The following is a 13,320-nucleotide window of genomic DNA, read 5'->3' as shown; positions in this document are numbered from 1 at the left end:
GTGTCCACATCGCGCGAGGACAGGATCGCCGCGCTGCCGGCGCACCTGCGCGAACAACTGCTGCGCCGCCTGGCCGGATCCGACGGCCCGGCGGAGGAGCCGGGCATCCCGACGGTGTCGCGCAGCGGGCCGCTGCCGATGTCGTTCTCACAGCAACGCCTGTGGTTCCTCAGTGAGTTGGAACCGGACTCGGTCGGCTACAACTCCTCCTTCGGGCTGCGGCTGACCGGTGAGCTCGACGCCGGGGTGCTGCGCTCCGCCCTCATCGGCGTGGTGCGGCGGCACGAGGCCCTGCGCACCACCTTCGACTCGGTCGGCGGAACGCCGGTGCAGATCCCGCGCGAGGAGTTCGACGTCCCCTTCGAGCAGGTCGACCTGACCGGACTCGACGGCGCGGACCGGCAGGCGGAGCTGGACCGCGCGGTGGCGCGGGACCTGGTCCGGCCCTTCGACCTGCGCACCGGTCCGCTGCTGCGGGCCCTGCTGGTCCGGTTGGCGGAGCGGGAGCACGTCCTCGTCCTGACGCTGCACCACATCAACCACGACGGGTGGTCGCTGAGCATCGTCACCCGGGAGATCGGCGAGCTGTACCGGGCCGAACGAGAGGGCCTGGCCGCCGACCTGGCGCCGGTGCCGCTGCAGTACGCCGACTTCGCGGTGTGGCAGCGCGAACAGTGCTCGCCGGACGCGCTGGCACCGTCGCTGGACTACTGGAAGGAGCAGCTGGCCGGCCTGTCGCCACTGGAGCTGCCGACCGACCGGCCCCGGCCGGCCGTGCGAACCTCGGCCGGGGACGTGGCGTCCGTCGCCGTACCGGCCGGGGTGGCCGACGGGCTGCGCGCCCTGTCCCGGCGGTGCGGGGCCACGCTGTTCATGACGCTGACCGCGGCCACCCAGGTGCTGCTGGCCCGTTGGACGGGGCAGCGTGACGTCGCCGTCGGCACGCCGGTGGCCGGGCGCGGGCACCCCGGCCTGGAGGAGGTGGTCGGCTTCTTCCTGAACACCCTGGTGCTGCGGGCCCGGCTGGAACCCGGCCAGTCGTTCACCGAGCTGCTGGCGGGCACCCGTGAATCCGTGCTGGAGGCCTTCCAGCACGAGAACGTGCCCTTCGAACAGGTGGTGGACGCGGTCCGGCCCGAGCGTGACGCGGGCCGGATGCCGCTGGCGCAAGTCCTGATCGTCCTGCAGAACGCCCCGGAGGCGCAGCTGGAGCTCAGCGGGCTGGGCGTCGAGCAGTACCGGCTCCCCCAGGCGAGCACCGGCTTCGACCTCGTCCTCGGCTTCGAGGAGCGGCCCGACGGCTCGCTGGGCGTGGACGTCGAGTACAGCGGCGATCTGTTCGACGCCGCCACCGTGCGGCGGCTGTGCGGGCACCTGGTGACACTGCTCGGCTCGATCGTGGCCGCACCCGACCTGCCCTGGGCCGAGCTGGCACTGCTGACCGAGGACGAGCACCGGCGGCTGACCGGCGAGTGGGCCCGCACCCCCGCGCCGGACATCGACGACATCGGCGTGCACGAGCTGATCGCCCGGCGCGCGGCCGAGCACCCCGAGGCGGTCGCCGTGGAGTGCGGCGAGCAGCGGCTGACGTACGGCGAACTGGAGCGCAGGTCCGGCGAGTTGGCCCGGCACCTGACCGGCCTGGGAGTGGCGCCCGGTTCGGTGGTGGGCATCTGCCTCGACCGCGGCCCGAACCTGGTGGTGGCCACCCTGGCCGTGCTGCGGACGGGTTCCGCCTTCCTCCCGCTGAACGCCGCCTTCCCGCCCGCCCGGCGGGCGCTGATGCTGTCGGAGACGGCGGCGCCGGTCGTGCTGACCCAGCGCTCGCTGCTGGGCGACTTCGCGGACCAGGCCACCCGCGCCGTCGCCGTGGACGCGCCGTGGACCGTCGACGGCACCGTCGCGCCCGCCGTCGACGAACCACGAGTGGGGTCGGAGGCACTGGCGTACGTCATCTACACCTCCGGCTCCACCGGCACCCCCAAGGGCGTGCTGCTCCGTCACCGCGGGCTGGTCAACATGGTCACGACCACCGCCCGACGGTTCGGGCTCGGGGTGGGCGGCAGAGTGCTCCAGCTGTCCTCGCCCAGCTTCGACGGCGCGGTGTGGGAGACCTTCGTCGCGCTGACCTCCGGCGCCACACTGTGCCTGCCCGAGAGCGGAGCCGACGCGATCGGACCCGAGCTGGTCATCGGCCTTGCGAAGGGTGAGCCGGTGCTGCTGAGCCTGCCACCCGCGGCCCTCGCGGCCCTGGAGCCCACCGACCTCGCCGCCGGCTCGACCGTGCTCGCGGTCGGCGACCGCTGTCCCGTCGAGCTGGCCCGTGCCTGGTCGGTCCGGCACCGCTTCGTCAACGGCTACGGGCCCACCGAGGCCACCGTCGGCGCGGCGCTGTTCGAGGGCGAGATCCCCGCGGACGCGGCCCGGCTGCCCATCGGCAAGCCGATCGCCGGCGTGGAGGTCTACGTCCTGGACGAGGAGCTGCGGCCGGTGCCGGTGGGAGTGACCGGCGAACTGTTCATCGGCGGACGCGGCGTGGCCCGGGGCTACCTCGGCCGCCCCGAGCTGACCGGGCAGCGCTTCGTCCGCCACCCCTTCAGCGACGACCCGCAGGCGCGGCTGTACCGCACCGGCGACCTGGGCGCCTGGCTCCCCGGCGGGGAGCTCGACTTCCGGGGGCGCACCGACGACCAGGTGAAGATCCGCGGCTTCCGGATCGAGCTGGGCGAGATCGAGACCGCCCTGGCCCGACTGCCCGGGGTGGACCAGGCGTGCGTCCTGGCGCTGGACCACGGCGGGCGCAAGCAGCTGGTCGGCTATCTGGTCCCGGTCGCGGGGGAGGAGCTCGACGCCGATCGGGTGCACGAAGAACTGACCGAGCTGCTACCGGAGTTCATGGTCCCGTCGGCCCTCGCCGTGCTGGACCGGATGCCGCTGACGGCGCACGGCAAGGTGGACCGGCGCGCGCTGGCCGAGCGGCCGGTGACGGCTCGGCGCGAGCACGTGGCGCCGCGCACCGGAAGGGAGGAGGCGCTGGCGGAGATCTTCCGCACCGTCCTCGGCGTGGAGCGGATCGGCGTGCACGACGCCTTCTTCGACCTCGGCGGCGACTCCATCCTGTCCACCCAGGTGGTCTCCCGAGCCCGGCAGGCCGGGCTGGAGCTGACGGTCAAGGAGCTCTTCCAGCTCAGGACCGTGGCCCGGCTCGCCGAGGTGGTGCGCACCGCCGACACCGCCGGGGCACGGCGGGACGAGCGGCCGGACACCGGGCCGGTACCGCTGACCCCCGTACAGCAATGGTTCTTCGACACCCACACCGCCAACCCGCACCACTTCAACCAGTCCGTCCTGCTCGAACTCGCGCAGGGCACCGACACCGACGCCCTGCGGGATGCGCTGGGGGCCGTCGTCGACCGCCACGACGCGCTGCGGCTGCGCTTCGCCCGCACCGCCGGCCAGTGGCGGCAGGAGACCATCGAACCCGACCCGAGCCACTGGCACTTCGCCCGGCTGGACCTGTCCGCCACCTCGGACGAGGAGCTGCCCGGCCGGGTGGACGAGGCGGTGCTCGCCGCCCAGACCGGGCTGTCCATCACCGAGGGGCCACTGCTGCGCGCGGTGCTGTTCGACCTGGGCGCGGGCCGGGCACCGCAGCTCTTCCTGACCGTGCACCACCTCGCCGTGGACGGCGTCTCCTGGCGCGTGCTGCTGGACGACCTGCGGATCGGGTACGGGCAGCTGTCGGCCGGCAAGGAGGCCGACCTCGGCCCGCGCAGCACCTCCTTCGGCCGCTGGGCACGCCGCCTGGCGGAGTTCACGGCGGCGGGCGGCTTCGACGACCAGGCCGACCACTGGCGGACCACCACGGCGGACGCGCCCCCGGTCCCGGATCCGGGCCGGGTCGAGGACGCCCGGGCCGTCCAGGAGCGGCTGAACGCAGAGGAGACCGACGCGTTGCTGCGCAGGGTCCCCGGGGTGCATCGCGCGCGGATCAACGAGGTGCTGCTGGCCGCGCTCGGACGGGCGCTGACCGCCTGGACCGGCCGGCCGCGCACCCTGATCGAGCTGGAGGGCCACGGCCGGGAGGACATCCTGGAGGGTGTCGACCTGTCCCGGACGGTCGGGTGGTTCACCGCCGCCCACCCGGTGGCCCTGGCCGTACCGGCCGACGCGCCGATGTCCGCGGCGGTCCGCACGGTCAAGCGGCAGCTGCGCGCGGTCCCACAGCAGGGCATCGGCTACGGCGCGCTGCGCCACCTCGCCGCCGACCGGCCCGACCGCCCTCAGCTGGAGCCGGTGCGGGCGCTGGTCGGCTTCAACTACCTGGGGCAGTGGGACTCCGCGCTCGCCGGCGACGAGCTCGTGGTGCGCCACGTCCCGCACGGCGGCGCGGAGCACGAGCCCGCGGAGCGGCGGGCGTACCCGCTGGACGTGGTGGGCTCGGTGCAGGACGGGCGGATGGAGTTCAGCTGCACCTACCCCGCCGACCGGTTCACCGAGGAGTCCGTCGCCGAGCTGCTGACGGGGATGCTGGACGGTTTGCGCGAGCTCGTTCGCGACACCCCCTGAACGCCTCCCCGCGCGGCCCCCTTCGCACCGCACACCATCGTCCGTCACACCTCCCGAGGAGAGACATGACGCACCAAGCGCAGTCCGCCGCCCCCGTCCGCGAGGCCCGTCGGCGCCGCTACCTCATGTGCCGTCCCACGCACTTCGAGGTCACCTACCGCATCAACCCGTGGATGGACCCGGCCAAGCCGGTGGACACCGACCTGGCCGTCACCCAGTGGGAGAAGCTGCGGGCGCTCTACCTGGAACTCGGCCACGAGGTGGAGCTGATAGAGCCGCTTCCGGGGTACCCGGACATGGTCTACGCGGCCAACGGCGCCACGGTGGTCGACGGCAAGGTCCTGGGCGCCCGCTTCCGCAACGTCGAGCGGTCCGCCGAGGGGCCGGCCTACCTGGACTGGTTCCGGGACAACGGCTTCGCCGAACTGCACGACCCCGAGCACATCAACGAGGGCGAGGGTGACTTCCTGGTGACCGGAGGCCTGATCCTGGCCGGCACCGGGTTCCGCAGCGCGCCCCGGTCACACGCCGAGGCCCAGGAGTTCTTCGGCTGCCCCGTCATCAGCCTGGAGCTGATCGACGAGCGCTACTACCACCTGGACACCGCGCTGGCCGTGCTGTCCGAGAACGAGGTGATGTACAACCCGCAGGCGTTCTCGCCCGGCAGCCGCGCCGTGCTGGAGCGGCTGTACCCCGACGCGGTGCTGGCCACTCCGGAGGACGCGGCGGTGTTCGGGCTCAACGCGGTCAGTGACGGACGGCACGTGGTGCTGCCCGAGGCGGCCACCGGCCTCGCGCGACAACTGCGCGAGCGCGGCTTCGAGCCGATCGGAATGGACCTGAGCGAGCTCCTCAAGGGCGGCGGCAGCGTCAAGTGCTGCACCCTGGAGGTGCGCGAGCCCGCTGCCTGACGTCACGGCGGTGAGGGCGCGGGAACGGACCCGGCCGCGCCCTCCCCGTCCCCTGCGCCTTCACCTTCCCTGACTGGAGACCCTTCGTGACCGAGCCGAACGCCACTTCCGTCCCCTCAGCACCCTTCACCGGCGGCCGGGTGGTGACCGCCCCCGTGAGCCCCGAGCCCTTCCTGCTGCGCATCGAGGCCGTCGAGCCGGGGGTGCGCCTGGACCGGTGGATCGGTGCCAACCACGCGCGCCTCACCGACGAACTCCACCGCCACGGCTGCCTGTTGTTCCGCGGCTTCACGGTCGACAGCCCCGAGGAGTTCGGCAGCGCCGCCCGGGCGTACTCGCCCGACCTGCTCGACTACCTGGAGCGGGCCGCGCCGCGCACCGAGATCGCCGACAAGGTCTTCACGTCCACCGAGCTGGCCGCCGACCGGTGGATCGACTTCCACCACGAGATGTCCTACTCCCACAACTGGCCGAGCAGGCTGTACTTCTACGGCGACCGCCCGTCCGCGCACGGCGGCGCCACCCCCGTGGCCAGTGAGCGGGCCGTCTTCCCGAAGATCCCGCAGGAGATCCGCGAGCGCTTCCAGCGCCACGGGGTCGCCTATGTGCGCAACTACAGCCCCGGGCTGGACATCCCCTGGCAGGACGTCTTCCAGACCACCGACCGGGCGGAGGTGGAGGCCTACTGCCGGGCCTCGCACACCGAGTTCACCTGGGTCGGCGACGACGGGCTGCGTACCCGTTCGGTTCGTCAGGCCGTGGCCCGCCATCCGCACACCGGCGAAACGGTGTGGTTCAACCACGCCCACATGTGGCACATCTCCACCCTCCCGGACGAGGTGGCGGAGTACCTCCTGGACGAGTACGGCCCGGAGGGCGTGCCCCGCAACGCCTTCTACGGGGACGGCGCCCCCATCGAGGACGAGGCCGTGGAGCTGATCGGCAAGCTCTACCAGGAAGCCGCGGTGTCGCTGCCCTGGCAGCGCGGGGATGTCCTGGTGGTCGACAACTTCCTGGCCACCCACGCCCGGGAGCCGTTCGCCGGTGACCGTCGCATCCTGGTGGCCATGTCCGACCTCCACGTGAGCCAGGGCATCTGAAGCCGTGTACGGCGGGCGGGCACCCGGTGGTGCAGTGCACTGCACCCGCTTCTGGGCGCCCGCACCCATGCGTCGCACGGCCCCCGCGAGGGACGATGGAGCCGTCCGAAGAAGCGGGGCAGTGGAGACGGTGAGGCCGATCCGCTGCAAGCGAGCCGCCGGTAGAGGAGCCGCAGTGGTGGAAACGTTGGCAGCAGGAGGGAGCACGGCCCGAGCGCGTCGACGGCCGGGCCGACGGGGGGCGCTCTGCGTGGCCGCAGCCTGCCTGCTCTCCCTCGGAGTGACCGCGTGCAAGGTCGACACCCAGACGAAGGCGGACCGGATCGAGGTGTGCTCCAAGGTTCTGGGGCTGACCCTGTTCAACCCCTTTCCCGACGACGCCGAGAAGGCCCGCAAGGACGTGCGCGAGCGTGCGGACAAGCTGGACGAGCTGGCCAAGACGGCGCCGGATGACGACCTGCGCAAGGCCATCGATTCCACCGCGCGGGGCCTGCGCGAGGCGTCGCCCAAGGACAACGGGGCCCGTACCGTGCTCGACTACCTGGCCGAACAGAACAACCGGCTCACGGAGTTGCGGAAGACCTGCACGGATTCCAAGAAGTACTGACCGTCCACGGGCCGCCTACTGGCTGTCGAAACGCGGACCACGAGCCCGGGTGGCGCGGGCCGAGCGAAACGCTCACCGCGCACCCGCTGGAACGCCGGGGTTGGCACATCCCCCGTATGCCGGCCCCGGCCCCGGCCGGACAGTGCGCCTCAAGACGATCCCCCGGGTCTTGAGGCGCACTCTCCCTCCACCTCGACGCCGGGCGGGCGGACAAGCAGACCTGCTTGCCCGCCCGCCCGGCGTCGAGCTTTAGCTGCGGTTCAAGTGGACGGGGTAGTGAGGAAATTGCGCTCGATCGGCTCGGTGAGTAGGGTTTCGCCGAATTCCCGGCCCGCGCACCCTCCATCCGTTCTGCGCCTCCCGGGCCGGGCCTGAGCGCTCTTCATTCGTCGGGGTCGAGTCCTGTGCCGAGCCCTGCGGCGACAAGGAATGCAGATGTATCTGGTGCACGTCTCGCTGGCTGCTCCGGCTGTTCCGTACGACCCGGTCGATCCGGTGGGGATACGTGGCGCGGTGCTGCGGGCGGTGCCGGCGGCCGCGCATGTGACGGCCCGGCTGGACCGGTGTCCGCCGGTCCTGGTGGTGTTCGTGGTGGGGGCCGACGCGGAGCACGCCGAGGTCGCCGTCGCCCAAGGCTGTCTGCGGTTGACCATGCCGGGGGAGGTTCTTGACGGATGGTCAATCCTAGGCAGTGAGGAGATGATCGTGCGGCAGTACTTCGATCGACTGCTGGACTGACCCCGCTCTTGGCCGAATGCTGCCGTTGCACGGTCCTGCAGGCCGGGACGGGTGACTGGGGGCGGTCCGGCGCGGAACCATGGCCGGGAGAGAACCGCGGAGCACCGTCCGCGGGTTGCCCGAGACACCTGGGAATCCATGGACCGCAGTCGCAGCACAGGCACGTATGACCTGCTAGTGGTGGGGGGAGGCCCGAAGGCCGCAAGTCTGGCGGCGAAGGCGCACTGTCTCAATCGGTTGAAAATCGCCGAGGTGCGCATTGTGGTGGTCGAATCGGCGGAGATTGCCGCTTCCTGGAGCGGCCGCCACGGAAATACCACCGGCAGTGAATTCCTCGGCACCAGGCCGGAGAAGGACGTCGGATTTCCGTACCGCAGTTCACGGCTTTTCGGGGCCGCCGGGGCGGAAGTGGACGCCATGATGGCCGGCACCTTCTCCTGGCAGCGCTTCCTGGTGTCCCGGGGCGAGTTCAGCCGCTGGGTCGACACCGGCGGGCCGGCCCCCACCCACCGGGTGTTCGCCGAGTACCTGGAGTGGGTGTTCCAGCAGGCCACCGAGGGCGTCGAGGTGGTCCGCGGCCGGGTGACCGGCCTGCACCGGGGGCCGGAGCGGTGGACCGTCGACCACCTGGACGCGGAGGGCCGTTCACGGTCGCTCGAGGCGTACGGCGTGGTGCTCACCGGGCCGGGCGAGTCGCGTCCCCTGCCCTGTGACGAGGACGCCGCGGACCGGGTGATCCCCGCGTCGGTGGACCGTTCGACCGTTCGTCCGCGGCTCGGCGGTGGTCGTGAAGTGCTGCTGGTCGGAGCGGGGGAGAGCGCGGCGAGCTTCGCGACCTACCTGCTCGGCACGCTGGGTGACGCCGTGTCGGCGGTCACCATCGTCTCGCCGACCCCGCCGTACAGCCGGGCCGAGTCCTACCTGGAGAATGGGGTCTACTCGGAGCCCGAGGCCGCCGGGTGGCGCGAGCTGCCGGAGTCGCTGCGCGAGGAGTTCATCCGGCGCACCGACCGCGGGGTGCTCTCGCCCGGCATGCTGGCCGGCCTGGCCGGCGACCCGCGGCTGGGCTTCGAGACCGGCCGGGTGGAGTACATCGGCTCCGGGGCGGACGGCCGGCTCGGCGCCGAGCTGGACGGACCGGCCGGCCGCCGCCGGATCGACTGCGACCTGGTGGTGAACTGCATCGGCAGCTCGCCGCTGGCCCAGCTGCGCCTGCTGCTCTCCGCGACCACCGCTTGGGAGCTGGCGGCCGACGCCGGGGTGGACCTCGGCGACCAGCGCTCCGTGATGCGCGCCGTGGCCGCCGACCTGGCCGTGGAGGCCCCCGGGCCCCGGCTGCACGTCCCCGCCCTGGCCGGGCTCGCCCAGGGACCAGGCTTCGCCAACCTCAGCTGCCTCGGTGCGCTCTCCGACCGCATCCTGCACAGCTACGCGTCCGGTGGCCCCCGGGCGAACGGCGAGCAGCGGACGACGACCGGCACGACCGGTGCGGACGGCGTGAGCGCCGCGAGCGACCGGGCCCCCGCGGAGCTCGGCGTCCCCGCCTGAGCCGACCGGCGGCCCCGGGCCCGCCGACCGACCTACGACCACTCGAGGAGAACCATGCCCACCGCCGACCCGTCGGCCACCGTCCTGTTCGCACCGAGCAACCCCACCCCCAACGGAGACCTGCACGTCGGCCACCTGGCCGGCCCGTTCGTGGCGGCCGACGTGGCCCGCCGCTCGCTCGAGTTCCACGGCGGGCAGGGTCGGCTGCTGCTCGGTACCGCCTGGATGAACACCCACGTGATGTTCGCCGCCGAGCGGGCCGGCGTGCCGTACCTGGAGTACGCGGACCTGCTCAGCGAGCGGATCTGGGAGACCTTCCGGTCGGCCGCCGTCGAGCCGGACGTGGCGCTGCGGCCCGCCCAGGCGGACCGGGTCAACGCGGTGGTGCTGGAGATGCTCCGGCGGGCCCGGGAGTCGGGCGCGGTGCAGCCGCGCACCCGGCCCGCGCACTACTGCACGGCTTGCGCGGACTGGCGCTTCCAGGGCTACGTGAGCGGGATCTGCCCGCACTGCGGTACGGAGGGCGCGGCGGGGATCGACTGCGAGGCCTGCGCGCTGCACCACGACGACTCCGAACTGGTCGGCGGCACCTGTTCGGTGTGCGGCGGCGAGACCGAACTGCGGCCGCTGCAGCGGCTCTACCTGCTGCTGGAGCCGTTGCACGAGGAGCTGACCGGCTGGCTCGCCGGGGCGCACCTGTCGCCGGCCGCCCGCCGGTACGCCGACCTGGTGCTGTCCCGGGAGCTGCCCGAGGTGCCGGTCAGCTACGTGTCGGCGCTGGGCATCCCGCTCCCGGAGCGGCTCGATGACCTGACGGAAGGTCAGAGCATCTACCCGTGCTTCGAGTTGGCCGGGCGCTACCAGGTGATGGTGGAGCGGGCCCGGGAGGCGGGGGCCGCCCCGGAGGGTTCGCCCTCGGCGATGTTCTTCGGCTTCGACAACGCCTTCGAGCGGCTGTTCATCCTGCCGGCCGTGCTGCTGGCCGCCGGAACGGGTGTCGCACCGCTGCCGAGCTACCTGGACATGTCGTACTTCTACCGGCTGGACGGGGCCAAGTTCTCGACCTCCCGCAACCACCTGGTGTGGGCCCGGGACCTGGTGGCGCGCAGCTGCGCCGACGAGGCCCGGCTGTACACCTCGCTGACCCGCCCGGAGACCGGCGAGACCGACTTCACGATGGAGGAGTTCCTCGCCTCGCCCGCCCACGGGCTGGCCGGACGGCTGCTGGCCTGGGCCGAGGAGCTCGGCGCCACGGCACCGGAAGCCGGCGGTGGGACGGGGCAGTTCGGCCAGGGGCCGGCCGCGCTGGCGGCGGGCTGCGCCACCTGGGCCCAGGACCTGTGGCGGGCCTACCGGCTGGAGTCCTTCTCCTGCCGCTCGGCGGCCCACGCGCTGCTGCGGCTGGTCCGGGACGGGCAGGAGGCGCTGACCCTGGCCGCCGCCGCGCCGGAGCGGGAGGCCGGCGAGTACCGGGCCCTGGCGCTCCAGGTGCTGCGGACGGTCGCGGTGGCCGGCCTGCCCTTCCTGCCGGAGACCTGCGCGGCGCTCCGGCAGCGGCTCGGCCTGGCGGCGGAGGGCGTGCGCTGGGACGGCACGCTGCTGACCGCGGCCGATGCGGCCGCCGCGGCCGGCGACAGCCGGACGGACGGCCCCGGCGCGGCCCGGACGGCGGTCGCCGTATGAGGTACGCGGTGGTCGGCTGCGGGCCGATGGGGGCCGCGGCCGCCCTGCGACTCGCCGCGACCGACCCGGACGCCGACCTGGTCCTGGCCGACCGCGACCCGGAGCGGGTCGAGGAGGTGGCAGCCCGGCTGCGGGCCGGCACCGGGGCCTCGGTCCGGACGCTGGTCGGCGACACCGGCGACGCGGAGTTCCAGCGGACGGTGGGCGGCGCGGACGCCGTGGCGGTCGCCCTGCCCTGGGTCGCGGCCCGGCCGCTGCTGGACCGGCTGGTGGCCTCCGGGACCGCCGCCACCGGCATCGGCCGTCCGCCGGACGACGGGCTCACCGGGCTCGACGAGGCGGCCCGCCGGGGCCGGACCCGGCTGATCCTGCCGGTCGGCCTGGAGCCCGGCCTGACCGAGATCCTGGCCCGCCGCGCCGCCGCCAGGCTCCGTACCTGCGAGCAGCTGCGGATCTGGTGCGGCGGCATCCCGCTCAACCCCCGCCCGCCGCTCAACCACCTCGCCCTGTACGGGGACCGGCTGACCATCACGCCCCGGGCGACCTGGAGCGTGCGCGGCGGCTCGCTGGTGCAGGTGCCGCGGTTCGGCGGCGTGGAGTCGGTGCGGGTGGCCGGCCTCGGCACCCTGGAGGCCTACGACGACGGGATGCTGCCGAGCCTGGTCGACGACCCGGTGCTGGGGCGCGTCCCCGAGGTGAGCCAGAAGACGCTGCGCTGGCCCGGCTACGCGCAGAAGGTCCGGGCCTTCGCCGAGTGCGGACTGCTCGACGAGCAGCCGCGCACGGTGCACGACTCGCAGGTGGCACCGCGGGCGGTCCTCGACGACGTGCTCGCCGAGCACGTCCGCCGCCGGGACGGGGACGTGGACGTGACGCTGCTGCACATCCGCGCCACCGGCGGCGGCGACGAGGACTTCGAGACGGCCACCACCACCGTGGTGGACCGGCTGGACACCGACGGCCTCACCTCGATGGCCCGGCTCACCGGCTTCACCCTGGCCGCCTGCGTCCGGCTGCTCGCGGCCGGACTGCCAGCCGAGTACGGCCTGCACCCCGCAGGAGGTGTTCGCCGGCCGGTACGGCGACGAGCTGCTGGCGGAGCTGCGAGCGGCCGGCGTGCAGGTCACCGAGCGGGTCACCGCCGGCCCGCGGCCGGCCGAGGAGGACCTGCACCACTTCGCCCTGGCCGACCCGGCCCGGAGCAACCCGGCCGACCCGGCCCGGAGCAACCCGCGCAAGCCGGGCGACCCGGCCCCGAACCACCCCGAACCAAACCATTCCAAGCCGAACCACCCCGATCCGATGGAGACCAACGCATGAGCGTGACCGAGGAGTTCACCGCCCTGCTGCCCGAGGCGGAGTTCAAGCTGCGCCCCTCGGGCGCCCACCTCGCGGTGCTGGAGCTGCCCGACAGCCCCGAGCCGGTGGCACCGTTCACCTTCGCGCACATCCACGTCCCGCCGGGCGTGACCACGGCCGCGGACTGCCACCCGGAGCGGGAGGTCTGGTTCGTGCGCAGCGGCTCCGGGGTGCTGTCGGTGGACGGCGTTCCGCGCCGGGTGTCGGCCGGTGAGCACTTCTTCTACGACAGCGAGCACACCCACCAGCTGCACAACGACGGCGAGAAGCCGATCGAGGTGGTCTCGGTGTGGTGGCTGCCCTGATCTCGGCGGCCCGCGCCGTGAGGTGACGCGCCGACGGGCGGCATGGTGTTGCCAGGGCAACACCATGCCGCCCGTTTGTGCAGACAGCGGGGTGTCCGAGCGGCCAGTCTGGTGATCACAGCCCGGGGCGCGGCGGACGGCCGGCCCGGGCACACGCTCTCCGGTCCCATCACTCGCAGGAGTTCCACCATGCAGAAGATCGCCCGCCCGGCCCTCGTCGCCCTGCTCGCCGTCCTGTGCTCGGTGCTGGGTTCTTCCGTCGCGACCGCCGCCGACGCCCCGTCGGCACAGCCGACGGCCGCGACGAGCACCGTCACCCCGCAGTCGGGCGACAGCATGGGCTGGGACTGACCTCCGGCGAAGCGCACGGCAGGAAGACGCACGACGCACGACAGAGAAGCGGGGGGGGGGGGGGGGGGCGGGGCGGGCCCCCCCCGCGGGGGGGGGGGGGGGGGGGGTGGGTTGGGGTCTAAGACGGCCGGGGCCGGGGGGGGGAGGGG

General features: G+C 73.4%; 9 protein-coding genes. All 9 read left to right on the top strand.

Annotated elements, in window-relative coordinates; genetic code table 11:
- The 9 genes from ACZ3TI_RS35710 to ACZ3TI_RS35670 all read left to right on the top strand — a co-directional run bounded on the left by ACZ3TI_RS35710 (position 1) and on the right by ACZ3TI_RS35670 (position 13,171).
- Positions 1-4,569, top strand: coding sequence for an amino acid adenylation domain-containing protein (locus ACZ3TI_RS35710; protein WP_465733798.1), 4,569 nt, complete (start codon positions 1-3; stop codon positions 4,567-4,569).
- Between the two features lie 65 nt (positions 4,570-4,634).
- Entirely contained in the window at positions 4,635-5,480 is an 846-nt protein-coding gene (gene ddaH / locus ACZ3TI_RS35705) for a dimethylargininase (protein WP_465733796.1), read from the top strand.
- 86 nt (positions 5,481-5,566) lie between these two features.
- Complete coding sequence (locus ACZ3TI_RS35700) at positions 5,567-6,580, top strand: TauD/TfdA family dioxygenase (RefSeq protein ID WP_465733794.1); 1,014 nt, start codon at positions 5,567-5,569, stop codon at positions 6,578-6,580.
- A gap of 250 nt (positions 6,581-6,830) precedes the next feature.
- On the top strand, positions 6,831-7,187 hold the full coding sequence (locus tag ACZ3TI_RS35695; protein ID WP_465733792.1) for a hypothetical protein: 357 nt from the start codon (positions 6,831-6,833) through the stop codon (positions 7,185-7,187).
- A 435-nt stretch (positions 7,188-7,622) separates the two neighbouring features.
- Positions 7,623-7,925 carry a hypothetical protein gene (locus ACZ3TI_RS35690; RefSeq protein ID WP_465733790.1) on the top strand — a complete coding sequence of 101 codons (303 nt, stop codon included), beginning with the start codon at positions 7,623-7,625 and terminating at the stop codon, positions 7,923-7,925.
- A gap of 138 nt (positions 7,926-8,063) precedes the next feature.
- Positions 8,064-9,473: a SidA/IucD/PvdA family monooxygenase gene (locus ACZ3TI_RS35685; protein WP_465733788.1), complete on the top strand. Its 1,410-nt coding sequence runs from the start codon at positions 8,064-8,066 to the stop codon at positions 9,471-9,473.
- Positions 9,474-9,527: 54 nt separating this feature from the next.
- Positions 9,528-11,156 (top strand): class I tRNA ligase family protein, encoded by a 1,629-nt coding sequence (locus ACZ3TI_RS35680; RefSeq protein WP_465733786.1) that lies wholly within the window; start codon positions 9,528-9,530, stop codon positions 11,154-11,156.
- Entirely contained in the window at positions 11,153-12,820 is a 1,668-nt protein-coding gene (locus ACZ3TI_RS35675) for a saccharopine dehydrogenase C-terminal domain-containing protein (protein ID WP_465733784.1), read from the top strand. Before ACZ3TI_RS35680 ends, ACZ3TI_RS35675 begins: the two co-directional genes overlap by 4 nt.
- A gap of 189 nt (positions 12,821-13,009) precedes the next feature.
- The gene (locus ACZ3TI_RS35670) at positions 13,010-13,171 is read left to right on the top strand and encodes a hypothetical protein (RefSeq protein WP_465733782.1); all 162 of its coding nucleotides are present in this window, start codon (positions 13,010-13,012) and stop codon (positions 13,169-13,171) included.
- The last annotated feature ends 149 nt before the right edge of the window (positions 13,172-13,320 follow it).

The sequence above is a fragment of the Kitasatospora sp. NPDC023120 genome (genome assembly GCF_055560835.1).
Note: the sequence above shows the minus strand (reverse complement) of the source record. Positions and strands in the feature narration are given on the sequence as shown.

Excerpts from the sequence above, each read along its gene's own strand:
- ddaH (WP_465733796.1), top strand. The coding sequence starts at position 4,635 with ATGACGCACCAAGCGCAGTCCGCCGCCCCCGTCCGCGAGGCCCGTCGG.
- ACZ3TI_RS35690 (WP_465733790.1), top strand. The coding sequence starts at position 7,623 with ATGTATCTGGTGCACGTCTCGCTGGCTGCTCCGGCTGTTCCGTACGAC.
- ACZ3TI_RS35685 (WP_465733788.1), top strand. The coding sequence starts at position 8,064 with ATGGACCGCAGTCGCAGCACAGGCACGTATGACCTGCTAGTGGTGGGG.
- ACZ3TI_RS35680 (WP_465733786.1), top strand. The coding sequence starts at position 9,528 with ATGCCCACCGCCGACCCGTCGGCCACCGTCCTGTTCGCACCGAGCAAC.
- ACZ3TI_RS35675 (WP_465733784.1), top strand. The coding sequence starts at position 11,153 with ATGAGGTACGCGGTGGTCGGCTGCGGGCCGATGGGGGCCGCGGCCGCC.
- ACZ3TI_RS35670 (WP_465733782.1), top strand. The coding sequence starts at position 13,010 with ATGCAGAAGATCGCCCGCCCGGCCCTCGTCGCCCTGCTCGCCGTCCTG.